The 21,361-nt window shown below is 65.7% G+C and carries 24 protein-coding genes; 16 read left to right on the top strand and 8 right to left on the bottom strand.

Features of this window, described 5'->3' with window-relative positions; genetic code table 11:
- Positions 1-46: 46 nt before the first annotated feature.
- Complete coding sequence (locus tag LCL94_RS02685; RefSeq protein WP_224830875.1) at positions 47-1,459, bottom strand: protein adenylyltransferase SelO family protein; 1,413 nt, start codon at positions 1,457-1,459, stop codon at positions 47-49.
- An 80-nt stretch (positions 1,460-1,539) separates the two neighbouring features.
- On the opposite strand from LCL94_RS02685, the gene LCL94_RS02680 reads away from it, so the two are divergent.
- The 5 genes from LCL94_RS02680 to LCL94_RS02660 all read left to right on the top strand — a co-directional run bounded on the left by LCL94_RS02680 (position 1,540) and on the right by LCL94_RS02660 (position 7,252).
- Complete coding sequence (locus LCL94_RS02680; protein ID WP_224830874.1) at positions 1,540-2,406, top strand: alpha/beta fold hydrolase; 867 nt, start codon at positions 1,540-1,542, stop codon at positions 2,404-2,406.
- Entirely contained in the window at positions 2,403-3,548 is a 1,146-nt protein-coding gene (locus tag LCL94_RS02675) for a glycosyltransferase (protein WP_224830873.1), read from the top strand. Before LCL94_RS02680 ends, LCL94_RS02675 begins: the two co-directional genes overlap by 4 nt.
- 136 nt (positions 3,549-3,684) lie before the next feature.
- Entirely contained in the window at positions 3,685-4,470 is a 786-nt protein-coding gene (locus tag LCL94_RS02670; RefSeq protein ID WP_224830872.1) for a tetratricopeptide repeat protein, read from the top strand.
- 13 nt (positions 4,471-4,483) lie between these two features.
- Positions 4,484-5,842, top strand: coding sequence for a PQQ-binding-like beta-propeller repeat protein (locus LCL94_RS02665; RefSeq protein WP_412070769.1), 1,359 nt, complete (start codon positions 4,484-4,486; stop codon positions 5,840-5,842).
- 51 nt (positions 5,843-5,893) lie between these two features.
- Entirely contained in the window at positions 5,894-7,252 is a 1,359-nt protein-coding gene (locus tag LCL94_RS02660) for a methyltransferase family protein (RefSeq protein ID WP_224830870.1), read from the top strand.
- A gap of 1 nt (position 7,253) precedes the next feature.
- Here the strand turns inward: LCL94_RS02660 and LCL94_RS02655 are convergent, their stop codons facing one another.
- The 3 genes from LCL94_RS02655 to LCL94_RS02645 are packed head-to-tail and all read right to left on the bottom strand — an operon-like array spanning position 7,254 to position 9,739.
- Positions 7,254-7,556, bottom strand: coding sequence for a putative quinol monooxygenase (locus LCL94_RS02655; RefSeq protein ID WP_222554035.1), 303 nt, complete (start codon positions 7,554-7,556; stop codon positions 7,254-7,256).
- 16 nt (positions 7,557-7,572) lie between these two features.
- Positions 7,573-8,943 carry a glutamate--cysteine ligase gene (locus tag LCL94_RS02650; protein ID WP_224830869.1) on the bottom strand — a complete coding sequence of 457 codons (1,371 nt, stop codon included), beginning with the start codon at positions 8,941-8,943 and terminating at the stop codon, positions 7,573-7,575.
- Positions 8,944-8,983: 40 nt separating this feature from the next.
- Complete coding sequence (locus tag LCL94_RS02645) at positions 8,984-9,739, bottom strand: 16S rRNA (uracil(1498)-N(3))-methyltransferase (RefSeq protein WP_224830868.1); 756 nt, start codon at positions 9,737-9,739, stop codon at positions 8,984-8,986.
- A gap of 39 nt (positions 9,740-9,778) precedes the next feature.
- Here LCL94_RS02645 and ubiA point away from each other — a divergent pair, with 39 nt between their 5' ends.
- The 6 genes from ubiA (at position 9,779) to LCL94_RS02615 (ending at position 16,405) form a co-directional block, all read left to right on the top strand.
- The gene (ubiA, locus tag LCL94_RS02640) at positions 9,779-10,699 is read left to right on the top strand and encodes a 4-hydroxybenzoate octaprenyltransferase (RefSeq protein WP_224830867.1); all 921 of its coding nucleotides are present in this window, start codon (positions 9,779-9,781) and stop codon (positions 10,697-10,699) included.
- Between the two features lie 80 nt (positions 10,700-10,779).
- A complete protein-coding gene (gene fsa, locus LCL94_RS02635) occupies positions 10,780-11,439 on the top strand; it encodes a fructose-6-phosphate aldolase (protein WP_160607617.1) in 660 nt (219 codons plus the stop codon).
- Between the two features lie 10 nt (positions 11,440-11,449).
- On the top strand, positions 11,450-13,276 hold the full coding sequence (gene cobT / locus LCL94_RS02630) for a cobaltochelatase subunit CobT (protein ID WP_224830866.1): 1,827 nt from the start codon (positions 11,450-11,452) through the stop codon (positions 13,274-13,276).
- On the top strand, positions 13,276-13,950 hold the full coding sequence (locus tag LCL94_RS02625) for a nitroreductase (RefSeq protein ID WP_224830865.1): 675 nt from the start codon (positions 13,276-13,278) through the stop codon (positions 13,948-13,950). The genes cobT and LCL94_RS02625 overlap by 1 nt, the downstream gene beginning before the upstream one ends.
- Before the next feature lie 26 nt (positions 13,951-13,976).
- The gene (cysS, locus tag LCL94_RS02620) at positions 13,977-15,425 is read left to right on the top strand and encodes a cysteine--tRNA ligase (RefSeq protein ID WP_224830864.1); all 1,449 of its coding nucleotides are present in this window, start codon (positions 13,977-13,979) and stop codon (positions 15,423-15,425) included.
- A 41-nt stretch (positions 15,426-15,466) separates the two neighbouring features.
- Positions 15,467-16,405 carry a D-2-hydroxyacid dehydrogenase gene (locus tag LCL94_RS02615; RefSeq protein ID WP_224830863.1) on the top strand — a complete coding sequence of 313 codons (939 nt, stop codon included), beginning with the start codon at positions 15,467-15,469 and terminating at the stop codon, positions 16,403-16,405.
- On the opposite strand, the gene LCL94_RS02610 is transcribed toward LCL94_RS02615, so the two are convergent.
- Together LCL94_RS02610 and LCL94_RS02605 are read right to left on the bottom strand one after the other, a co-directional pair.
- The gene (locus LCL94_RS02610) at positions 16,406-16,765 is read right to left on the bottom strand and encodes a hypothetical protein (RefSeq protein ID WP_224830862.1); all 360 of its coding nucleotides are present in this window, start codon (positions 16,763-16,765) and stop codon (positions 16,406-16,408) included.
- Positions 16,755-16,967, bottom strand: a complete 213-nt coding sequence (locus LCL94_RS02605) for a hypothetical protein (protein ID WP_224830861.1) — start codon at positions 16,965-16,967, stop codon at positions 16,755-16,757. Before LCL94_RS02605 ends, LCL94_RS02610 begins: the two co-directional genes overlap by 11 nt.
- Before the next feature lie 176 nt (positions 16,968-17,143).
- Here LCL94_RS02605 and LCL94_RS02600 point away from each other — a divergent pair, with 176 nt between their 5' ends.
- From LCL94_RS02600 to LCL94_RS02590, 3 genes are all read left to right on the top strand, one after another.
- On the top strand, positions 17,144-17,785 hold the full coding sequence (locus LCL94_RS02600) for a helix-turn-helix transcriptional regulator (protein ID WP_224830860.1): 642 nt from the start codon (positions 17,144-17,146) through the stop codon (positions 17,783-17,785).
- Positions 17,786-17,854: 69 nt separating this feature from the next.
- Positions 17,855-18,526: a type VI secretion system tube protein Hcp gene (locus LCL94_RS02595; protein ID WP_224830859.1), complete on the top strand. Its 672-nt coding sequence runs from the start codon at positions 17,855-17,857 to the stop codon at positions 18,524-18,526.
- 229 nt (positions 18,527-18,755) lie between these two features.
- Entirely contained in the window at positions 18,756-19,184 is a 429-nt protein-coding gene (locus tag LCL94_RS02590) for a hypothetical protein (protein WP_224830858.1), read from the top strand.
- Between the two features lie 6 nt (positions 19,185-19,190).
- On the opposite strand, the gene LCL94_RS02585 is transcribed toward LCL94_RS02590, so the two are convergent.
- Positions 19,191-19,721 (bottom strand): hypothetical protein, encoded by a 531-nt coding sequence (locus LCL94_RS02585; protein WP_224830857.1) that lies wholly within the window; start codon positions 19,719-19,721, stop codon positions 19,191-19,193.
- 165 nt (positions 19,722-19,886) lie between these two features.
- Here LCL94_RS02585 and LCL94_RS02580 point away from each other — a divergent pair, with 165 nt between their 5' ends.
- Positions 19,887-20,528, top strand: coding sequence for an MBL fold metallo-hydrolase (locus LCL94_RS02580; protein WP_224832643.1), 642 nt, complete (start codon positions 19,887-19,889; stop codon positions 20,526-20,528).
- Here LCL94_RS02580 and LCL94_RS02575 read toward each other — a convergent pair.
- The gene (locus LCL94_RS02575; RefSeq protein WP_224830856.1) at positions 20,525-20,923 is read right to left on the bottom strand and encodes an MAPEG family protein; all 399 of its coding nucleotides are present in this window, start codon (positions 20,921-20,923) and stop codon (positions 20,525-20,527) included. The two genes, LCL94_RS02580 and LCL94_RS02575, sit on opposite strands and share 4 nt — an antisense overlap.
- A gap of 243 nt (positions 20,924-21,166) precedes the next feature.
- Between LCL94_RS02575 and rpmF the strand changes: the two genes are divergently transcribed.
- Positions 21,167-21,346 (top strand): 50S ribosomal protein L32, encoded by a 180-nt coding sequence (gene rpmF, locus LCL94_RS02570; RefSeq protein WP_160607606.1) that lies wholly within the window; start codon positions 21,167-21,169, stop codon positions 21,344-21,346.
- Positions 21,347-21,361: the final 15 nt, after the last annotated feature.

The following is a 21,361-nucleotide window of genomic DNA, read 5'->3' as shown; positions in this document are numbered from 1 at the left end:
TCCGCTGGCGCCTATGTGCCAGCCGCGCTGGCGCGTCAAATCGAGTTTAGCTTTCGCCCTGCGGCAAATGTCCGGCAGGCAGCGGGGCAGGCCCGTGCGCATCGCCCATGCTGCGCAGCGCGGCGATCTTGGCGTCGAGCGGGCCCCAGTCGTCGTCTTTGTCGATGGAGGACCAGATCGCCTCGACCTCCTCGACCAGCATTGATTGGGGAGCATCTGCGGACCAGTAATCGTGGCCGTCTTCGACCGGTTCGTACCCGGCAAAGGCCTGCGCCAGATCGCCCGCCGCGTTCCGGCCACCGCGATGGCGGAAGAAGAAGGCATCGGGCTGCACGCCGCTTTCGCTCATATGGGCTTCGCATGCGCCGACCAGCCGCGCATCGGCTTCCCCACCCCGGCTCCGGAGACCCAGTCGCCAGCACCAGCGGCGCGCCACCGCTTCCATGTAGAGCGGCCCGAACCGCTCCATCGCGGCAATCAGCGGGGGTGCATCGGCAATCAGGCGCAGGGCAACCGCGAACTGGCCGCAGTTCCAGTGCAATGCCTCTGGCTGGCGGCCGAAGGCATAAAGGCCCGCATGGTCGAAATAGGCCGCGGTGAAGCCCGGCTCCCATTTGGGCAGGAAGCGCCAGGGGCCGTAATCGAAGCTTTCGCCCGACACGTTCATGTTGTCGGTGTTGAGCACGCCGTGGACGAAACCGGCGACCATCCAGCTTGCCGCGAGATCGGCCAGCCGTTCGACGACGAGGTGCATCAGGCGCACTGCCGGCTCGTCGCGCCCGGGGGCATCGGCAGGCGGCGGCGGGCCGGGGAACTGCGCGAGGCAATAGTCGACCAGCGCTTCCATGTGTTCGCGCTCTTCCAAGGCTAGCAGGCGCTGGAAGGTGCCGATACGCACGTGTCCGTGGCTGAGCCGCGTCATCACGGCAGAGCGCGTCGGAGACGGCTCATCGTTGCGCCACAGCTCCTCGCCCGTCTCGACCACGCTGAAGGTCTTGGAGGTATTCACGCCCAGCGCCTCGAGCATTTCGGTGGCGAGGATTTCGCGCACCGCGCCCTTCAGCGTCAGGCGTCCGTCGCCGTCGCGGCTCCACGGCGTCTGGCCCGAACCCTTGGTGCCGAGATCGAGCAGGCGGCCTGCCCCGTCGCGCAGCTGGGCGAACAGGAAACCGCGCCCGTCGCCGATCTGCGGGTTGTACACCCGGAACTGGTGGCCGTGATAGCGCAGCGCCAGCGGCTGCGGCAGGTTCTCTGGCAGCGGATCGAATCGCCCGAAATGGCGTGTCCACTCCTCGTCCGACAGATCCGCCAGCCCCACGGCGGCGGCCCAGCGGTCGTTGCGAAAGCGCAGCCGCGTGGCGGGAAAATCGGCTGCCCTGACCGGATCGGCGAGCCAACCGGCCAGCTCTTTCACAGGAGTGTCGGGGCGGTAGGCGGATGGTTCGGGCGCGCTGGGCATCCCCGACGAGATGAGGGTCCGCAACGACAGGTGCAAGTCGTCTCTCGAAATTTGCCGCACAAGCCGCTACCGCGCTTTCCATGGATAGCGAATTCAGCGAGCGCAGCTGGCAAAGCGCCGAGGGCCTGACCCTCTATTTCCGCGAGTATGGCGAGGCGAACGAGCGTCCGCCCGTCCTCTGCCTCCACGGCCTCACCCGCAACAGCCGCGATTTCGAAGGCGTTGCCCCCTATATCGCGAGCAAGGGCTGGCGGGTGATCGTCCCCGACATGCGCGGCCGCGGCAAGAGCGATTACGCCGAAGACAGCGCGACCTACGCGGTGCCCAACTACATCGGCGACGTGCTGGGCCTGCTGCAGCAGGAAAAGATCGAACGCTTCGTGTCGGTCGGCACCTCGATGGGCGGGCTGATGACCATGCTGATCGCGCAGGCCATGCCGCAGCTGATTGCAGGAGCGCTGCTCAACGACATCGGCCCGGTGGTCGATCCCTCGGGCATCGACAAGATCCGCACCTACCTGGGGCAGGGACGCAGCTTCCCGACCTGGATGCATGCCGCTCGCGCGCTGGAAGAGGTGCACGGTGCAGCGCACCCGTCCTTCGATACCGAGGACTGGATTGCCATGGCCAAGCGCGGGATGACCCTGTGCAACAATGGTCGCATCGCCTTCGATTACGACATGAAGATCGCAGAACCTTTCAACGCCGCGGACGAAAATGCCGTCCCGCCGGACCTGTGGCCCGGTTTCGAGGCGCTGGCGGCCAAGCCCCTGCTGCTTGTGCGCGGGGGCCTGTCGAACCTGCTGCCGGAAGAAGCCTTTGCGGAAATGCAGCGCCGGGCGCCTGCCGCCGATGCGGTGACCGTGCCCGATGCGGGCCATGCCCCGACGCTCGACGAGCCGGAAGTCCGCTCCGCCATCGATTCGCTGCTCGCCAGCATCCGATGAGCCGCAGCGCCGGCGGCGGCGTGCCGCGCGTCCTCCACCTGCAGTCGACCTTCGCCGCAGGCGGCAAGGAACGGCGCACGGTCGAACTCATCAACGCCTTCGGGCGCGGGGTGCATCACACGATCGTATCGGCGGAGCCCGACCGGCTGGAAGCGGCGGAAGGCATCGACCGCAATATTCCCGTCGTCCTCCAGCCCGATTTTCCCAGCCTCAAGGGCACGCCGCTGCCCGGCAGGTTGATGAAGATCGCGCGCGCGATGAAGGATTACGACCTCGTCCTGACCTACAACTGGGGCGCGATGGATGCGGTCATGGCACACACCATGTTCTCCGAAGCGCTGACGCTGCCGCCGCTAATCCATCACGAGGACGGCTTCGACGAGAGCGAACTGCACCAGCGCAAGCGCGGCCGAACCTGGTACCGCCGCGTGGCGTTGGGCAAGGCGTCGGGCCTCGTGGTCCCGTCGGAAACGCTGGAGGAAATCGCACTGGTCGACTGGCAGCAGCCGCTCGGCCGGGTGAAGCGCATACCCAACGGGATCGACACCAAGGCCTTCGCCATGCGGCCCAAGCCCGAGGCTTTCCGCCTAATCAAGCGCAAGGGCGAGAAGTGGGTCGGCACGCTGGCCGGGCTACGCAAGGTCAAGAACCTGCCCGCGCTGGTGCGCGCCTTCGCCCCGATGCGCGAGGAATGGCATCTCGTCATCATCGGCGAGGGGAGCGAGCGCGAAGCCATCCAGGCGGAAATCGACCGGCTGGGTATCAATCACCGCGTGCACTTGCCCGGCTCGGTCAAGGACCCCTCGCGCGTGATCGGCCTGTTCGACATGTTCGCCCTGTCGAGCGCATCCGAACAGTTCCCGCTGTCGGTGATCGAGGCGATGGCCGCAGGCCTGCCCGTAGTGGCCCCGGCAGTCGGCGACATCCCGCATATCGTCTCGGACGAGAATCGCGAATTCCTGAGCGCGCCCGGCAACGAGGACGATCTTTCCGCCCTGATGCGCGCGCTTGCCGATAACGAGAAGGCGCAGAAGGCCATCGGGGAAGCCAACCGCGCCCGTGCGCAGGCGCAGTTCGACCGCGAACGGATGGTCGCCACCTACCGCCGCCTCTACTCCAGCGCGATGCGGCGCGAATTCTGAGCGCGCCTGCGCGTTTCATCACCCGTTCACCCGTCGGGGGACAGGCATGCGCCATGGCCGCTCAAGCATTGCCCTTGCCCCCCGCTATGCCTAAAGACCCGCCTTCACATTTGCCTTGAATGGAGCACGCGCCGCAGTGGCACGCACACCCAAGACCGACCTGACCCGCGAGGAAAAGAAAGCCCGCGCCGAAGCAGCCGAGCAGGAAGCCCTGCTGCGCGAGGTGGACGACGCCGTCCGCCAAGGCGATTTCGAAAGCTTCGCGACCAGCTACGGCAAGCCGCTGCTGGGCGCGCTGGTAATCGGCCTCGCGGCTTTCGGCGGCTATTTGTGGTGGGACAACCAGAACGAGCAGAAGATGGAAGCGCAGTCCGAAGCGCTGGTCGTCGCGCTCGACCAGCTGGAGGCGGGCAACAACGCCGCCGCGCTGGAAAAGCTGAACGGCATGGAAGGCGAAGGCACGGCCGTGATTTCCGCCAAGCTGCTGCGTGCAGGCCTCGCTTCGGAAGCAGGCAATGACGCGGAAGCAGTGAAGCTGTTCGGCGAAGTCGCCGACGATGAAAGCGCACCCAAGGTCATGCGCGACATGGCGCTGCTGCGCCGCGTGACGCTGCAATACGACGATCTCGAACCCGCCGAAGTCATCGCCGCGCTCAAGCCGCTGGCGACGCCGGGCGAGCCGCTGTTCGCCAGCGCGGGCGAAATCGTCGCCCATGCCTATCTCGCGCAGGGCAAGCGCGCCGAAGCCGGCGCCCTTTTCGGTCAGATCGCACGTGCCGAGGGCACGCCCGAAGGCACCAGGACCCGGGTCCTGAACATGGCAGGCATCCTCGGCGTCGATGCCGTGGACGATGTCGAGAAGCTGCTCGATTCGCAGCGTGTCGACCCGCAGGCCGAAGCCCAGCAGCCGGCCGCCGAATAATCGAATAGACGGGATGAAGATGAGCCAGACCAACGCAAAACCCTATCTGCGCGGCGCACTCGTCGCAGCGATCGCCCTTGGCCTGTCGGCCTGCAGCGGCGGACTGTTCGGCGGCGGGGACGGCAAGAAGACCACGCCGACCGTCGGCAAGCGCGAACCCATCCTGTCGCGCATCACCACGGGCGCGGAAGTCGATCCGGCGCTGGCAGGCGTTTCGGTGGTCCTCCCTCCGGCACAGACCAATGCCGAATGGGGCCAGGCCGGCGGCACTGCGAGCAAGAGCTACGGGCACCTCGCTCTCTCGCAGGCCCCCACGCGGGCCTTCACCGTCAGCGTGACCGGCGCGGACAACCGCCGCCGCCTCGGTGCAGCGCCCGTGATCGGCAGCGGCAAGCTTTACGCCGTCGGCACCGACGGCCGCGTCTCGGCCTTCGATGCGCAGACCGGCGCACGCAGCTGGAGCTACCAGACCCAGCTAAGCGATGATACGCGCCCCTCTGCATTCGGCGGCGGCGTCAGCTATTCGAACGGCACGGTCTACGGCACCGACGGGGCAGGCAATGTCTTCGCCCTCAACGCGCAGACCGGCGCGGAACTCTGGAAGGTCAAGCCGGGCGGCCCGCTGCGCGGCTCGCCGACGCTCGCCTTCGACAACGTCTTCGTCATGACGCAGGACAATCTGCTCTTCGCCCTCAATGCTGCGGACGGCAGCATCCAGTGGGACGAATCGGGTTCGACCACCATGGCCGGCGTTTTCGGCGTCGCCGCGCCTGCCGCAGGGCAGGGCACAGTCGTGGCCGGCTACACCTCGGGAGAACTGATTGCCTACCGTTACGAGAATGGCCGCAGCCTGTGGGCCGACGCCCTTGCGCGCACCTCGATCTCGACGCAGGTCGGCGCGCTGTCGGACATCGACGCCGACCCGATCATCGACAACGGCCGCGTCTATGCGCTCGGCCAGGGCGGTCGCATGGCAGCCTACGAACTGGTGACCGGCCAGCGCCTGTGGGAACTCAACGTCGCAGGTATCTCCACCCCCGCGATTGCCGGTGAATGGATCTTCGCCCTCACCGACGATGCGCGCCTGATCGCCATCCAGCGCGGGACGGGCAAGGTCCGCTGGCTGACGCAGATGGCCCGCTATCGCGACGAAGAGGACAAGAAGGGCCCGATCTTCTGGCAGGGCCCGGTGCTTGCCGGCGGCCAGCTGTGGGCGGTCAATTCGGAAGGCGAAATCTGGCGCATCAGCACGGGCGAAGGTTCGGCCACGCTGTTCGCCGAGCTCGACGCCGACATCAGCCTGCCGCCGATCGTGGCGAACAACACGCTCTACGTCCTCGACGACAGCGGCACGATCACCGCTTTCCGGTAAGGCGCGATAGTTTTCGCACCGTTTACCATTGCCGCGCTATAGGGCGTGGCAATGGACAGGAACCTACCCGTACCGGACCGCCGTCCGACGAGCGACGTCTCGCCAGCCGTAGGGCTGGTGGGGCTGTTCGCGCTGCTCGCATGGGTATGGATCGCCCGCGACTGGGCAGGCATTGCCGATTACTGGAACCTGCCCGGCCCGCGCGAGCCGATGGTCGGCCCCAATGCCGCCATCGCAGGCCTCGTTTTCATCACCATCCCGATGGTTGCCTGGTCCCTGTTCCTCGACAAGGTACACCGGCGCCCGTCCACCGGGATCGACTGGTCGCTGGCCAAGACGCGCAAACCGGACCTCGAGACATCGCTGACCAAGATCGCCGGCCTGTGGGCCACATGGGCGATCCTCGTCGCCCTGTTCTGCCTGTGCCGCTGGTACTGGAGCGGGAACTACGTCTACGCGCTCAAGGTGCTCGCCGTCATGGGCGCTGCCATGGTGGTGCTGTCGGTGCCCTATGTCCTGTGGCTCGACCGCGTGATGAAGAACCCTCGCGACCACGCATGGCATTTCGGCGCGATGCTTTTCATGCGCGACGACTGGGACGCGGGCGAGGTGAAGAAGCACTGGCGCGCCTGGATCATCAAGGGGTTCTTCGGCGCCTTCATGATCTCCATCGTGCCGGTCAACTTCGCCAATGTGGTGAATGCCGACCTCTATGAATTCCTCAGCAATCCGGTCGTCTTCGCGGTCGTGTTGATAAACCTGCTGTTTCTGGTCGATGTGATGGTCGGCGCGGTCGGCTATATCGTGACGCTGCGCCCGCTGGATGCGCATATCCGGTCGGGCAACCCCTTCCTCGGCGGCTGGCTGGCCGCGCTGGTCTGCTATCCGCCGTTCGTGTGGGGCATCCTCGGGAACGGGCAGGTGATGAGCTACGAGCACAATGTCGGGCAGTGGCATTACTGGCTCGACGGCAACCAGGCGGTGCTGTGGATCTGGGCGGGGGTGCTGGTCTTCCTGACCGCAGTCTATGCCTGGGCAACCTTCGCTTTCGGCATCCGCTTTTCCAACCTCACCTATCGCGGCGTGCTGACAAACGGGCCCTACCACTTCACACGGCATCCGGCCTACCTGTCGAAGAACCTTTTCTGGTGGTGCAGCGTGATGCCGTTCCTCGTGGTCAACGGCAGCATGACCGATGCCATACGCAACACCTTCTTCCTGCTGTGCGTGAACGGCATCTACTATTGGCGCGCGCGCACGGAAGAGGCCCACCTGCTGGCCGAGGACGAGAAGTACCGCGAATATTACGCGTGGATGGGCGCAAACGGGCTGATTACCGCGCCGCTGTCACGGCTGGTCCGCCTGTTCACGCCGCGCGCCGGCACCGCGGCGGCCCAGCCGGCGGAATAGGTCAGCCGAGCGGCTCGCCCTCGTCGGTTTCATAGACCCTGATTTCGCGCGACACCGGCGGGTTGGCCGCCATCACGCCGCGGAATTCCGCCATGTGCGCCGACTGGCCGTGCGCGGCCAGCGCATCGCGGTCGCGCCAGCGTTCGAACAGGATCAGCGTGTCGGGATCGGCGAGGTCTTCGGCGAAGGCATAGTCGAGGCAGCCATCTTCGGCGCGGCTGGCGCGGACCATTTCGACCATCGCTTTGCGGGTCGCGGCATCCATCGGCTTGCCCAGCTTGATCGTGCCGTTGATCTGGATCATCGCCGTCCTCCTTCGCTCAGAAACTGTATTTGTAGACCCGGGTGATGTCACCGTTCCATTCGCCATTGTAGCGGTCGAGCAGGACCTGTGCGGGCACCTTGCCGCTGCGCACGATCTCGTCGAGCGTTTCGAGGAAGCCGGTCTCGTTATCGCCCGAAGTGTTGAGCTTGCCGCGCGCGGTAAGGCCGGCACGCGCCACTGCGAGCACTTCCTTTGCCAGGTCGCGCAGCTTGCCGCCGCCCGGAATGGGCGCGTCCAGAGCCAGTTTCGGCACCGCGTTGCGCAGGTCCTCGCGCTCTTCCATCGTCCAGTGCTTCACGAGGTCCCACGCCGCATCGAGCGCGCCCTGGTCGTAGAGCAGACCGACCCAGAAGGCTGGGAGAGCGCAGATCCGGCTCCACGGGCCACCATCCGCGCCCCGCATTTCGAGGAAGCTCTTCAGGCGCACTTCGGGAAAGGCGGTCGACAGGTGGTCCCACCAGTCGCTCTCTGTCGGCTTTTCGCCTGGCAGGACGGACAGATTGCCATCGAGGAAGTCGCGGAAGCTGAGGCCGGCGGCATCGATGTATTTCCCGTCGCGGAAGACGAAATACATCGGCACGTCGAGCATGTAGTCGACATAGCGTTCGTAGCCGAAGCCGTCCTCGAACACGAAGGGAAGCATACCGGTGCGGTGCGGGTCGGTGTCGCTCCAGATATGGCTGCGATAGGACAGGTAACCGTTCGGTTTCCCTTCGAGGAAGGGCGAATTGGCGAACAGCGCGGTCGCCAGCGGCTGGAGCGCGAGCCCGGTGCGGAATTTCTGCACCATGTCGGCTTCGGACGAATAGTCGAGGTTCACCTGGATGGTGCAGGTGCGCAGCATCATGTCGAGGCCGAGGCTGCCGACGCGCGGCATATGGCGCATCATGATCTCGTAGCGGCCCTTGGGCATGATCGGCAGTTCGTCGCGGGTCTTGTCGGGCCACATGCCGAGTCCGAGGAAGCCGACGTCGAAGGCTTCCGCCACTTCCTTCACCTGCGACAGGTGGCGCCCCGTTTCCGCGCATGTCTGGTGCAGGTTTTCGAGCGGCGCGCCCGACAGCTCCAGCTGGCCGGCAGGCTCCAGGCTGACCGTCCCGTCCTCGCCGCGCATGGCGATGACCTTGCCGCCTTCCTCCACCGGCTCCCAGCCGAACTGGCGCAAGGCCAGCAGGATATCGAGAATGCCGCCTTCCTCGTCATAGGACGGCGCGCGGTGGTCCTTGCGCTTGAAGACGAGCTTTTCGTGCTCGGTGCCGATGCGCCAGGCGTCCTTGGGCTTCTCGCCCTTCTGCATCGGCGCGACGAGCTGGTCGCGCGATTCGATGATGGGATCGTCCTTGGCGGATGTGTCGCGCGTGCTCATTGGGTGGCGTTAGAAAACGGATTCTCTCAGGGAAAGGAAATTATTCCTCTCCGATCCAATCGCCCGCTTCCGCCATCCACACCGAAATACCTGCAATGGCCGCCGTTTCGCCCCGCAATATGCGCGGGCCGAGGCTGATCGGGCGAGCGTTGGGATGGGCGCGGATCGCCTCGCGCTCGGCATCGTCGAACCCGCCTTCGGGGCCGGTGAGGAGGGCCGCGGGCCCTTCGGTAAGGCAGAAGGCATCGGCAGCACTTTCCCCGCCTTCCTCGTCGGCGAAGAACAGCAGGCGGTCTTCGGGCCAGTCGCGCAGCATGGCATCGAGCTTCACCGGTGCCAGCACTTCGGGCAGCGCGGTGCGAGCGCATTGTTCGGCCGCCTCGGTCACGATCGTGCCGGCCCGCTCGAGGTTGAGCTTGTCGGCAACGCAGCGCCGCGTGACCATCGGCGCGATGCGCGCAACGCCCAGTTCGGTCGCCTTTTCGAGCACGAAATCGAACCGGTCTTTCTTGAGCAGTGCCGGGCAGAGCCAGAAATCGGGCACCGGCTCGCGAGGGCGCAAGTGGTCGCGCGGTTGCAGCAGGACATGGCGCTTGCCTGCCTCCAGCACCTCGGCGGCCCATTCGCCGGTCGCATTGTCGCACAGGATCACCGCGTCGCCCGGCGACACGCGCATAACCTTGGCGAGGTAATGCGCCTGATTGCCGTCCACCTGCACCGGCGCATCCGCCGAAAGCGGGGTGTCGACGAACAGGCGCGGGGCGCTTTTCGGGGGCCAGGCGGGTGTAGCGGGCATGGCTTTGCAGGTGGCACGGCGGCGGGTAGGGAGCAAGTCATGAGCGAGACTGCTTCACCCGACATCGTCCCCGATACAGAGCACCGCGGCATCGTCGCGCGCCTGCCGCAACTGCCACGCGACCTCGCCATGCTCGCCCGGTTCGACCGGCCGATCGGCTGGTGGTTGCTGTTCTGGCCCTGCGCCTGGGGCGTGTGGCTGGCCGGGGCAGGCTGGCAGTTCGCCTTGCTCGGCTGGCTGCTGCTCGGCAGTATCGCCATGCGCGGCGCGGGCTGCGTCTACAACGATATCGTCGATGCGAAGCTCGACCGGCAGGTGGCGCGCACCGCCAGCCGCCCGGTTGCAAGCGGGCGCGTCTCGAAAAAGCTCGCCTGGGGCTGGCTCCTCGCGCTGAGCCTCGTCGGCCTGGTCGTCCTGCTGCAGCTCGAACCGCTGGCCCAAATCGTCGCGCTGGCGAGCCTTGCGCTGGTGGCGGCCTATCCCTTCATGAAGCGGATCACCTGGTGGCCGCAGGCATGGCTCGGCATGGTCTTCACCTGGGGGCTGCTGGTCGGCTTCACCCACTTCCGCGTCGACAATCTCGGTGCGCTCGCCGCCATGTATGCGGGCTCCGCGCTGTGGGTGATCGGATACGACACGATCTACGCCATGCAGGACCGCGAGGACGACGCGCTAGTCGGCATCCGCTCTTCCGCCCTGCGGCTGGGGGCAGGGGTGAAGCGCGGGGTGGCCCTGTTCTACACCGGCGCGGTTGCGCTGTGGGCGCTCGCGTTCTGGCTCTACCGCGAGGACTGGGTGGCGCTGCTGGCGCTGATCCCGGCCGCGTGGCATCTTGCGTGGCAGGTCGCGACTCTCGACGGCGAGGATGCAGGCAACCCGCTCGAGCGGTTCCGCGCCAATCGCTGGACCGGCGCACTGGTCGCCGCGGCCTGTTTCGTCGTCGGCAATGCGGGGGTCTAAGGCCGCGCAAGCCTTGACTCGCGCTGCGCAATCGCCTTGCAGCGAATGACACCAACTCTCGCCTTCCGGAGCGCGCACACATGAAGTTCTTCGTCGACACCGCCGACATCGCCGACATCAAGGAAATGGCCGACACCGGTCTCCTCGACGGGGTCACCACCAACCCTTCGCTGATCGCCAAGTCGGGCCGCGATTTCATCGAGGTGACGCGCGAGATCTGCAGCATCGTCGATGGTCCGGTCAGCGCCGAAGTCGTCGCGCTCGACCACGAGACGATGATGAAAGAGGCCGAAACCCTCCGCAAGATCGCGGACAACGTCTGCATCAAGGTGCCGCTGACGATCGACGGCCTCAAGACCTGCAAGAAACTGACCTCGGACGGTACGCAGGTCAACGTGACCCTGTGCTTCTCCGCCAACCAGGCGCTGCTGGCCGCCAAGGCCGGCGCGACCTTCGTGTCGCCCTTCGTCGGCCGTCATGACGACAACGGCTTCGACGGCATGTCGCTGATCGAGGATATCGTCACGATCTACAGCAATTACGGCTTCGAGACCGAAGTCCTTGTCGCCTCGATCCGCAACCCCGTCCACGTGCTGCAGAGCGCGCTGATCGGTGCCGACGTCGCGACCATGCCGCCTGCCGTCATCAAGGGGCTGTTCAAGCACATCCTGACCGACAAGGGTATCGAAGGCTTCGTCGCCGACTGGGAAAAGACTGGTCAAAGCATCCCGACGTCCTAACTAGGCACACGTGACCGACCAGACCCCCCTCGACCGTTTCAAGCAGGCGCTGACCGGCACTGCGCGCGCGCTCGCGCAGGAGCCGGAGGTCGAGGTGGCCTGGAGCGCGGACCAGCCGAGCCAGTCGGGCAAGAACTTCCGCGTGCCCCTGCCGGGCCGTAACCTGCCCCGCGACCAGGCGACCGAGGCGCGCGGCTTTGCCGACAGCTTCGCGCTGAAGCTGCGCCATCACAACGAGGCGCTGCACGCCAAGGGCGCGCCGCCCGAACCCATCGCCCGCGCCTGCTACGATGCGATCGAGCGGGTCCGCTACGAGGCGATCGGCAGCAACCGCTACGACGGCATTCGCGGCAATCTCGACGCCGCGCTCGAACTGCGCACCGCGACCGACCCCATCGCCAAGGCGAGCGAGGCCAACGAAGTGCCGCTGCCGACCGCGCTTTCGCTCATGCTGCGCGAGGCGCTGACGGGCGAGGCCGTGCCCGACCGCGCGAAGGCGGGCGTGGACATGGTGCGCGGCGATATCCTCGCCAAGATCGGCACCGACATGGACGGCCTTGCCGATGCGCTCGACGACCAGCGGGCCTTCCAGAACCTGACCCTCGACATGCTCCGCCATCTCGAACTGACCCTGCCGGACACGCCCGACGATGGCAGCTCCGACGACGGGGACCAGGACGACGGCGAAACGCCCGAACAGGACGAGGACACCGACGAACAGGACGAGGGCGAGGCCCAGCCGCAGGAAAGCGATGCCCGCGGCGAAATCACCGACGGCGAGGCCGATGGCGATGCCGAGCAGGACGTCGAAGGCGAGCAGGAAATGTCCGATGGCGACCCTTCGGACGACGATGGCGAGGGCATGCAGCCCGTGCGCCCGAACCGCCCGTGGACCGACCTGCCGGAAGACTTCGACTACAAGGCCTATACCGACAAGTTCGACGAGGTGATCGAGGCGCCCGAGCTGTGCGATCACGAGGAACTGGACCGGCTGCGCGCCTATCTCGACAGCCAGTTGGCGGGCCTCCAGGGTATCGTCACGCGGCTGGCCAACCGCCTCCAGCGCCGCCTCATGGCGCAGCAGAACCGCAGCTGGGATTTCGACCAGGAAGAGGGTTTGCTCGATGCCGCGCGCCTCACCCGCGTGGTCGTCAGCCCCGGCCATGCGCTCTCCTACAAGATCGAACGCGATACCGAGTTCAAGGACACGGTCGTCACCCTGCTGATCGACAATTCGGGCTCGATGCGCGGACGGCCGATCAGCATCGCCGCGATCAGCGCCGACATCATGGCGCGCACATTGGAACGCTGCGGCGTGAAGACCGAGATCCTCGGCTTCACCACCCGCGCGTGGAAGGGCGGGCAGAGCCGCGAGGCATGGCTCGCCGATGGCCGCCCCGCCAATCCCGGCCGCCTCAACGATCTCAGGCACATCATCTACAAGAAGGCCGACGAGCCCTGGCGCCGCGCGCGCCGCAACCTCGGCCTGATGATGCGCGAAGGCCTGCTGAAGGAAAACATCGACGGCGAAGCGCTGCTCTGGGCGCATTCCCGCCTCCTCGCGCGCGCGGAAGACCGCCGTATCTTGCTGGTCATCAGCGACGGCGCACCGGTCGACGACAGCACGCTGAGCGTGAACCAGGCGGGCTATCTCGAAGGGCACCTGCGCAAGGTCATCGAGTGGATCGAGAAGCAAAGCCCCGTCCAGCTCGCCGCCATCGGCATCGGCCATGACGTGACCCGCTACTACAAGCGTTCGGTCACGATCATGGACGTGGAACAGCTCGGCGGCACGATTATCGAGCAGTTGGCCGGATTGTTCGAGGTGGAGAAGTGATGAACGTCACCGAAGCAGTCCAGACCCGCCGTTCCGTACGCGCATTCACCGACCAGCCGGTCGACCGCGAGACGCTCACCCGCGTGCTCGAAAAGGCGCAGCGTGCGCCTTCGGGCGGAAATGTCCAGCCGTGGAATGCCGTGGTGCTCACCGGTGCGCCGATGCAGGCGCTGTTCGACCGGGTGGCGCTGGAGTTTCCCAAGGGCCGCGCGGCGATGCAGCCCGAATACGACATCTACCCCAAGGGCCTCGATGGAGCCTACGAAGAGCGCCGCTTCGGCGTGGGCGAGGACATGTACGCCTCGCTCGGCATCAGCCGCGAGGACAAGGCCAAGCGCCTCATGTGGTTCGCCAACAACTTCCGCGCTTTCGGGGCGCCGGTGCTGATGCTGGTCCACACGCCCAAATACATGGGCCCGCCGCAATGGAGCGACATCGGCATGTGGCTGCAGACCATCATGCTGCTGCTGCGCGAGGAAGGGCTCGATAGCTGCGCGCAGGAAGCCTGGGCGGCCTACAGTCCGCAGGTGCGCGAGGTGGTCGACATCCCGGAAGACCATACCTTCTTCTGCGGTATGGCCATCGGCTACCGCGATGCGGATGCGCCGGTGAACCTGTTCGATGTGAAACGCGCAGGACTGGACGAATCCGTGCGCTGGGAGGGTTGGCAGTAGCCTCCCGCGCACCTAATGCGCACGCCATGACCGAAACGCCGCTCAAGCTGTTCAACTCGCTCACCCGCGAGATCGAGACGTTCACTCCCGTCCATCCGGGCGAGGCGCGCGTCTACAGCTGCGGCCCGACGGTCTACAACTACCCCCACATCGGCAATATGCGTGCCTATGTCTTTGCCGACGTGCTGGGCCGCACCCTGAGCTGGAAGGGGTACGATCTCACCCACATCATCAACATCACCGACGTCGGCCACCTGACCGACGACGCGGACGAGGGTGAGGACAAGATGGAGAAGATGGCTGCGGAGAAAGCGCAGTCGATCTGGGACATCGCGAAGCACTATACCGAGGCCTATTGGGCCGATGTGAAAGCGCTGAATATCCGCCAGCCGGCCAAGTGGTCGGTCGCCACCGATTACATCGACGAGATGATCGAGTTCGCGAAAGGCATCGCGGACAAGCACTGCTACGAGCTCGATAGCGGGCTCTATTTCGACGTCTCCACCATCCAGGATTATGGCAAGCTTGCCCGCGCTGTCACCGAAGAAGGTGAAGGCCGGATCGAGACGGTCGAAGGCAAGCGCAACGGGGCCGATTTCGCGATCTGGCGCAAGACGCCAGCGGGCGAGAAGCGCCAGATGGAATGGGATTCGCCCTGGGGCAAGGGCGCGCCCGGCTGGCATCTCGAATGTTCGGTCATGGGCGGAAAGCTGCTCGGCTTCCCCTTCGACATCCACACCGGCGGGATCGATCACCGCGAGATCCACCACCCGAACGAAATCGCGCAGAACCAGGCGCATTGCTGCACCAACGGCCTCGACGTGGCCGAGAATAGCGGCGCGCGCATCTGGATGCACAACAACTTCCTCGTCGAACGCAGCGGCAAGATGTCGAAGAGCGCGGGCGAGTTCCTGCGCCTGCAACTGCTGATCGACAAGGGCTACCACCCGCTCGCCTACCGCATGATGTGCCTGCAGGCGCATTACCGCAGCGAACTGGAGTTTAGTTGGGAAGGATTGGGCGCGGCACTGACGCGGTTGAAGCGCATCGTGATGCAGGTCGAACGCCTGAAGGACGAGCTTGCAGGCGATCCCTCGCACCAGAAGTTCGCACCGATGCGCGAGAAATTCGCCGCCGCCGTGTCGGACGATCTCAACACTTCGATCGCGCTGGTCGCGCTGGAAGAGGCGCTGGCGATCAAGAAGGTCGACGGCGGGGTGAAGCGTGCGGTCATCGAGGACATGGACCGCGTGCTCGGCCTCGACCTGTTTTCGCTCACCCGCGAGGATTTGCGCATCCGGCCCGTCTCTGCCGAAATTACCGAGACGGAAATCGAGGCTGACCTCGTCCGCCGCAAGGAAGCGCGCGTTCTCAAGGACTTCGCCGCCAGCGACGCAATCCGCGAAAGCCTCGCCGTGAAGGGCGTCGAGGTCATGGACGGCGATCCGCTCGGCTGGGAGTGGAAGCTGGGCTGAGTTGCGGTTAGGGACTTAATCCGAAGAGGAGAGTCCCACACATGACCAAAGCCGTTATGTCCGCCCTGATCCGCCCGCTGGTGGAACCGCGCCTGCCCGATTGGGTCGAGCCCCTGTGGTTCATGAGCAAGGAAGAGGCGCTGAAATTCGCGCCCGAAGCGGAAATCGGCTGGTTCGATCTGAACGAGAAAGAGCCGATGGCCGAAATCGCACGCGCCGCGACGAACCTCAAATGGCTCAACTCGATCTACGCCGGGCTCGATTTCATGCCGCTCGACCTGCTGGCGGAGCGCGGAACGGTCGTGACGAACGGTGTCGGCATCAACGCCATCACCATCGCCGAATATGTCGTCATGCTGATGCTGGCCCATGCCAAGGGTTACCGCGAGGTCGTACGCGCGCAGGAACGCCATGAATGGCTGCTCGACAGCCCGGGCAAGCGTGAACTGTCGGGCGAGCGGGTGTTGCTGCTCGGCATGGGCGCGATCGGCAGCCTGGTGAAGACCCGGCTCGAGGCATTCGACATGACCGTGGTGCCCGTGCGCCGCTCGGGCGGGGAGGGCGCGCTGCGCCCCGGCGAATGGCGCGAAAAGCTGGGCGAATTCGACTGGGTGGTGCTCGCCGTGCCCTCCACCGACGAGACCAAGGGCATGATCGGCGCGGCCGAACTTGCCGCCATGCGCCCCAATGCCGTGCTGGTGAATATCGCGCGCGGGGACGTGGTCGAACAGGACGCGCTGGTCGAAGCGCTCAAGGCAAAGACCATCGAGGCGGCGCTGCTCGACGTGACCGACCCCGAGCCGCTGCCCGAAGACCACCCGCTGTGGGACCTGCAGAATGCGCAGGTCACCATGCACCTGTCGGGCCGCGCGCAGACGAAGATGTTCCAGCGCAGCGCCGACAGGTTCGTCGAAAATCTCGAACGGTGGCAGAAGGGCGAACCGGTCCAGCCGCAGATGGACCTTGCCGCCGGGTACTGATCAGGCGTCTTCGAGCAGCAGCAGCTCGCACCGGACCAGCAGGCGCGGGTCGGGGACCATGCGGTGCTCGACCTCGCTCACGCCGGCATCGGCGACCAGCTGGCCCGCAATCGCGAACTCGTGATCGGGCAGTTCGGCTACGAACCGCTCGCCCGCGTCCACTGCCTCGTCGCCTGCGAAGAGCAGGGCGAGGCTATGGCGCGTGCCCGCGAAAGTGATGCTGGCCCAGGCCTTCTCGGTGTGGGTGAGGACCTGTCCGCGATGATCGCACAGATCCATCAGCGCATCGCGCAGCCGGTCGGCGGCAGTGCGGCGCGGGCGGATGCGCCGGGGTTGGGGTGGGGTGCACTCAGCCGACATGGGCCACCTCCCGCGCAGCTTCACCGCGGCCGGCCTCGAAACCCGTCATGAAGCCGCGAATGCGCGCCTCCGTCCCACTACGCGGTTCGCGCCCCATGCGCAGGTCGAGCACGAAGCGCGGATCATGCGCCGCGAGCCTGCCGAACTTGGTCGGCGGCATGTCATGGGCGCGAAGGAATTTCTCGATGGACCGGATCAGCATGCGAAGGCTCCCCAAATAGCTGAACTGACAGGCGAATCGCTCGCCGTGTTCCTATTTCGTTCCACTCCAAATCCTACTTGTCTAGGAAAAATCCTATGCTATAGGAATTTTCCCGCATCGCTCTCCGGCGAGGCGCGGAAATGCGTCGGTGACGAAGGTTGGCAGGGAGTTAAGGCATGGCAGACGGAATGAGCGAAGATCGCGCCAGGCTGGTCGAACTGGCCGAACGCAACCGCACGAGCCTGGCCGCTCTTTCCTCCATGTTAGGACGTAATCCCAGTTACTTGCAGCAATTCGTGCGCAAGGGAAGCCCGCGCCGACTGGAAGAACAGGACCGCCGCCGCCTCGCCGAATTCTTCGGCGTGAGCGAGGTCGAGCTGGGGGCCGATCCTGACCTCGCCCGCCCGCGCGAATCGGACGACTTTCTGGCCGTTCCAAGGCTCGCGCTGGATGCCTCTGCCGGGCCTGGCGCGGTATCGGCGGAGGAAATTTCCTTCGACAGCTTCCGTTTCTCGCGCCGGTGGCTGCGCGAAATGGGGCTGGAGGGTGCGGACCTGTCCGCAATCCGCGTGGAAGGGGACAGCATGGAACCGGTCCTCAGGAGCGGGGACGAAATCTTCGTCGATCGCAACAAGCGCGCGGGCGAGGGTATCCATGTCGTGCGCATCGGCGACGCGCTGCACGTCAAGCAGGTGCAGGTGAGCGCAGCAAACCGCATCAAGCTGATCAGTGCGAACGATGCCTATGCGCCGGTCGAACTCGCGCGTCACGAGGTCGAAGTTATCGGCCGCGTGGTGTGGAAGGGTGGGCGAATCTAGCCACTTGGGAGGCCGTGCTGGACCTGCCCGCCGCATCGGTGGCACACTGCCGCGCGGAGGAGGATGTCCATGCCCACTATCCGGACCATTGCGACCCTGGCTGCGGCCTTGACGCTCGCCGCCCCGCTCAGCGCGGCAATCTACATCAAGATTCCCGACATCGACGGCGAGAGCGGGCGGGCAACGCCCGGCGTCGAACCCGATGAGATCGACGTGAAGATGGCCGATGGCGGTGCGCAGACAAAGGATTCGGGCGAGGCGCACCTCGATTATCTGACCATCACTCTCAGCCCGCGTACCGGCGGCCGCGAAGTGCCCCATGTCGTGCAGCAGGGCGGCACGGGCACTGAAGATGCGCACACCAGCCCGCTGCACTGGAGCGCCGAGGGCGTACCCCTGCGTGCCGGCGTCTCGGAGCGCCTGCGTCACAAGGATCGTGCGACGACGGCCGAGCCAGCCCCGCGCGATGCTGCCAGCGGCATGGCGACCGGCAAGCGGCAGCACCGCCCCGTTACCCTCAAGCCGATGGAGAAGGGCTCACGCATCTTGGTGCCGGCCTCGAACGGGCCGGGAACCCTGACTTTCGCAGGCCGGTTCGACGGCTGCGCCGAAGGTGCCAGCTACCCGCATGTGCTGATCGGCGATGACGAGGGTGGCGGCGAAGCGAAGCTGACCGGCGTGACCATCGCCAGCTGCGCGGCGGAAGAGGTCACGCTGAATTACGAGAAGATCACCTTCTGAGCGCTTGCGGCCCGGCTTGACAGGATTGCGCGCCGGGCGCAGCACCTAGCCATGGCCCGAATGATCGCCACCACTGTCCTGCAAGCGGCCCGCCCGATTACGGCGGCGACTGTTTGTGCGCCTGTGTGCTGATCCTTCCGGTCCCAAGCCACAGACACCAGCCAGACCCCGCCCGACCGGCGGGGTTTTTCGTGCCGGTCGGGCGCAACTCCCGAAAAGGATTGCCCCGATGACTGCCTTCACCAAGGATACCGATTTCTCGCATCTTGCCGACCGCGTGCTGGATACGAGCCTGCCGCGCGCCGAATGGACGCACGAGGCGCATTTCGCGCTCGCGCTGGAGATATTGCGCCATCGCCCAGACCTTGCAGGCGGCGACAGTTTTCGCACCATCATCACCCGGCTGAACGAGGCGCATGGCACGCCGAACACCGACAGTTCGGGGTATCACCATACGATCACGCTCGCCTCGCTCCGGGCGACGGAGCACTTGCTGGATGCTCGCCGCGGCGCGCCATTGGCCGAGGTCCTGCGCGAGGCGATGGCAGGCCCGCTCGGCCGGTCGGACTGGATCCTCGCCCACTGGTCGCGTGACCGCCTGTTCTCGGTCGAAGCGCGGCGGGACTGGGTGGAACCCGACCTCGCACCGCTCCTGTAGGGCGCGCTATTCTTCCTCGATCCGCACCATCACATGGGCATAGGGCGTGCCGCGCCACATGACATAGACCGGGTCCTTCGGATCGGTCGACAGCCCGGCCATCATGGCGGGATCGGGGAAGATCAGCATCATGTGCGGCCCGTCCTTGATCCACTCGTTGTCGGCGGTCGGCTCGGTCGCCATCGGGTCGATATTGCTGGTGCCGGGCGCGGTGCCTTCACCGGCGAGCATGTAGGACACACCGAACTTCTTCGGCGTGTAGGGTTCGCCCTTCATGAAGCCTGCAATGAAGGCGTCCCATTCCGTATCGTTGCAGCGCGGCCCCATGGTGGGCGCCTGCGGATAGCAGGTGTAGCCATTGCTGCCTTCGCGCAGCAGCGTGCCGTCGTTGTTGCGCACGCTCGCATTGTCGGTGACCGAGGCCGGTGCAGCGCTCAGCGCATCGGCAATCAGCGCGTCGGTGTCAGCTGACTGGGCGGCTAGCGGCGAAGCGCCGGTAACCAGCGCGATGAGTGCCAGTGTCTTGAAATTTCGCATGTCTTACCTCCGTGGAAGAGGCGACCCGTGCGACCATTTGCGCATCATAGCGCGTGGGAGCGGCAATTGCCATTGAAGGGGCGCGGCAGGCCGTGCCGCGCGCGCTTGCATTCGCGGCGGCAGGCCGCCATTTCATGCCCCATGAACGACAAGCCCATGCCCCCGATGAGAGCCGGTATCGTGCCGGTCACCCCGCTCCAGCAGAACTGTTCGCTGATCTGGTGCACCAAGACCAACAAGGGCGCGCTGGTCGACCCGGGCGGCGATCTCGACAAGCTCAAGGCCGCGGTCGCCAAGACCGGGGTGGAGCTGGAAAAGATCCTCATCACCCACGGCCATATCGACCATTGCGGCGAAGCGGGCGTCCTGGCCAAGGAACTGGGCCTGCCGATCGAGGGCCCGCATGAAGGCGACCGCTTCTGGATCAGCCGCCTTGACGAGGACGGCGCGCGTTACGGGGTTAACGGGCAGGTCTTCGAACCTGACCGCTGGCTGGAAGACGGCGACAAGGTCACCGTCGGCGAGCTGGAACTGGAAGTCATCCACTGCCCCGGCCACACGCCCGGCCACGTGGTCTTTTTCCACCGGCCGAGCAAGTTCGCCATCGTCGGCGACGTCCTGTTCCAGGGCAGCATCGGGCGCACCGATTTCCCGATGGGCAACCACCAGGACCTGATCGACGCCATCACCCAGAAGCTGTGGCCGCTGGGCAATGACGTGACCTTCATTCCCGGTCATGGTCCCACCAGCACCTTCGGGCAGGAACGCAAGACCAACGCTTTCGTCAGCGATTACGCGCTGGGTTAGAGCACCCGCATCGCGATCAGCGCGGCAACCACCGCCAGGCCCAGCAGGGTCAGCATGGTGATGATCACGCCGATGCTGCGACCGCGCGCGAACTTGCCGCCGTCCATGCCCAGACCGTGGGCGATTCGGCCCAGCATGTAGATGGCGCTGACGATCGGCAGCCAGCTGCCGCCTTTGCCGGCCAGTTCGATGGCCGCGATCAGCACGAGCACGAAGACCGTGTTTTCCACGAAATTGAGCTGTGCGCGCATCCGCGCGGTCAGCGGCCCGCCGGCATCGTCGCCGATCGAAACCTTGTGCTTCACGCGCATCTGTCCGACCCGCATGGCGAGCCAGAAGTTGATGATAGCCGCGGCTGCGGCGGCAGTCAGCGTAACGGGTAGAATAATGCCCATGCGATCCCTCCCTTGCGATCTCTCTGGCGAGCCCTATCTCGGGCTATAGAGATGGGCCCCCGGTGGCAATGCGGGCGCGGCGATTGCGCACAGCGCTTGCGCAGGCGCGAAAAATCGCTATAGCGCGCGCCTTCACCGCCACGGTCGGAAAGTTTCGGGTTCACGCACTCTTGTGCGCTGCCGGACCTTCCACTAGGGCGGCCACCGAAATTGATTGTAATTGTTTGAGGAACAGGTGCCGCCATGGCCGTCCCCAAGAGGAAAGTATCGCCCCACCGCCGCGGCAACCGTCGTGCGCACGATTCGCTCAAGGTCGAGGCTCATCACGAGTGCTCGAACTGTGGTGAACTCAAGCGTCCGCACAACCTGTGCCCGCACTGCGGTTACTACAACGGGCGTGAAGTCATCGCCGTCGGTCTTTAAGACCACAGCTGAAAG

It is taken from the genome of Qipengyuania gaetbuli, assembly GCF_020171365.1.
Classification (GTDB): domain Bacteria; phylum Pseudomonadota; class Alphaproteobacteria; order Sphingomonadales; family Sphingomonadaceae; genus Qipengyuania; species Qipengyuania gaetbuli_B.
Note: the sequence above shows the minus strand (reverse complement) of the source record. Positions and strands in the feature narration are given on the sequence as shown.

What these genes read in the sequence shown, in the direction of transcription:
- fsa (WP_160607617.1), top strand. Translation starts at nt 10,780, where the DNA reads ATGAAGTTCTTCGTCGACACCGCCGACATCGCCGACATCAAGGAAATG.
- LCL94_RS02585 (WP_224830857.1), bottom strand. Translation starts at nt 19,721, where the DNA reads ATGCGAAATTTCAAGACACTGGCACTCATCGCGCTGGTTACCGGCGCT.
- LCL94_RS02595 (WP_224830859.1), top strand. Translation starts at nt 17,855, where the DNA reads ATGCCCACTATCCGGACCATTGCGACCCTGGCTGCGGCCTTGACGCTC.
- LCL94_RS02575 (WP_224830856.1), bottom strand. Translation starts at nt 20,923, where the DNA reads ATGGGCATTATTCTACCCGTTACGCTGACTGCCGCCGCAGCCGCGGCT.
- LCL94_RS02680 (WP_224830874.1), top strand. Translation starts at nt 1,540, where the DNA reads ATGGATAGCGAATTCAGCGAGCGCAGCTGGCAAAGCGCCGAGGGCCTG.
- ubiA (WP_224830867.1), top strand. Translation starts at nt 9,779, where the DNA reads ATGAGCGAGACTGCTTCACCCGACATCGTCCCCGATACAGAGCACCGC.
- LCL94_RS02650 (WP_224830869.1), bottom strand. Translation starts at nt 8,943, where the DNA reads ATGAGCACGCGCGACACATCCGCCAAGGACGATCCCATCATCGAATCG.
- LCL94_RS02610 (WP_224830862.1), bottom strand. Translation starts at nt 16,765, where the DNA reads ATGTCGGCTGAGTGCACCCCACCCCAACCCCGGCGCATCCGCCCGCGC.
- rpmF (WP_160607606.1), top strand. Translation starts at nt 21,167, where the DNA reads ATGGCCGTCCCCAAGAGGAAAGTATCGCCCCACCGCCGCGGCAACCGT.
- LCL94_RS02625 (WP_224830865.1), top strand. Translation starts at nt 13,276, where the DNA reads ATGAACGTCACCGAAGCAGTCCAGACCCGCCGTTCCGTACGCGCATTC.
- LCL94_RS02605 (WP_224830861.1), bottom strand. Translation starts at nt 16,967, where the DNA reads ATGCTGATCCGGTCCATCGAGAAATTCCTTCGCGCCCATGACATGCCG.
- LCL94_RS02615 (WP_224830863.1), top strand. Translation starts at nt 15,467, where the DNA reads ATGACCAAAGCCGTTATGTCCGCCCTGATCCGCCCGCTGGTGGAACCG.
- LCL94_RS02590 (WP_224830858.1), top strand. Translation starts at nt 18,756, where the DNA reads ATGACTGCCTTCACCAAGGATACCGATTTCTCGCATCTTGCCGACCGC.
- cysS (WP_224830864.1), top strand. Translation starts at nt 13,977, where the DNA reads ATGACCGAAACGCCGCTCAAGCTGTTCAACTCGCTCACCCGCGAGATC.
- LCL94_RS02665 (WP_412070769.1), top strand. Translation starts at nt 4,484, where the DNA reads ATGAAGATGAGCCAGACCAACGCAAAACCCTATCTGCGCGGCGCACTC.
- LCL94_RS02660 (WP_224830870.1), top strand. Translation starts at nt 5,894, where the DNA reads ATGGACAGGAACCTACCCGTACCGGACCGCCGTCCGACGAGCGACGTC.
- LCL94_RS02600 (WP_224830860.1), top strand. Translation starts at nt 17,144, where the DNA reads ATGGCAGACGGAATGAGCGAAGATCGCGCCAGGCTGGTCGAACTGGCC.
- LCL94_RS02655 (WP_222554035.1), bottom strand. Translation starts at nt 7,556, where the DNA reads ATGATCCAGATCAACGGCACGATCAAGCTGGGCAAGCCGATGGATGCC.
- LCL94_RS02675 (WP_224830873.1), top strand. Translation starts at nt 2,403, where the DNA reads ATGAGCCGCAGCGCCGGCGGCGGCGTGCCGCGCGTCCTCCACCTGCAG.
- LCL94_RS02580 (WP_224832643.1), top strand. Translation starts at nt 19,887, where the DNA reads ATGAGAGCCGGTATCGTGCCGGTCACCCCGCTCCAGCAGAACTGTTCG.
- LCL94_RS02685 (WP_224830875.1), bottom strand. Translation starts at nt 1,459, where the DNA reads ATGCCCAGCGCGCCCGAACCATCCGCCTACCGCCCCGACACTCCTGTG.
- LCL94_RS02645 (WP_224830868.1), bottom strand. Translation starts at nt 9,739, where the DNA reads ATGCCCGCTACACCCGCCTGGCCCCCGAAAAGCGCCCCGCGCCTGTTC.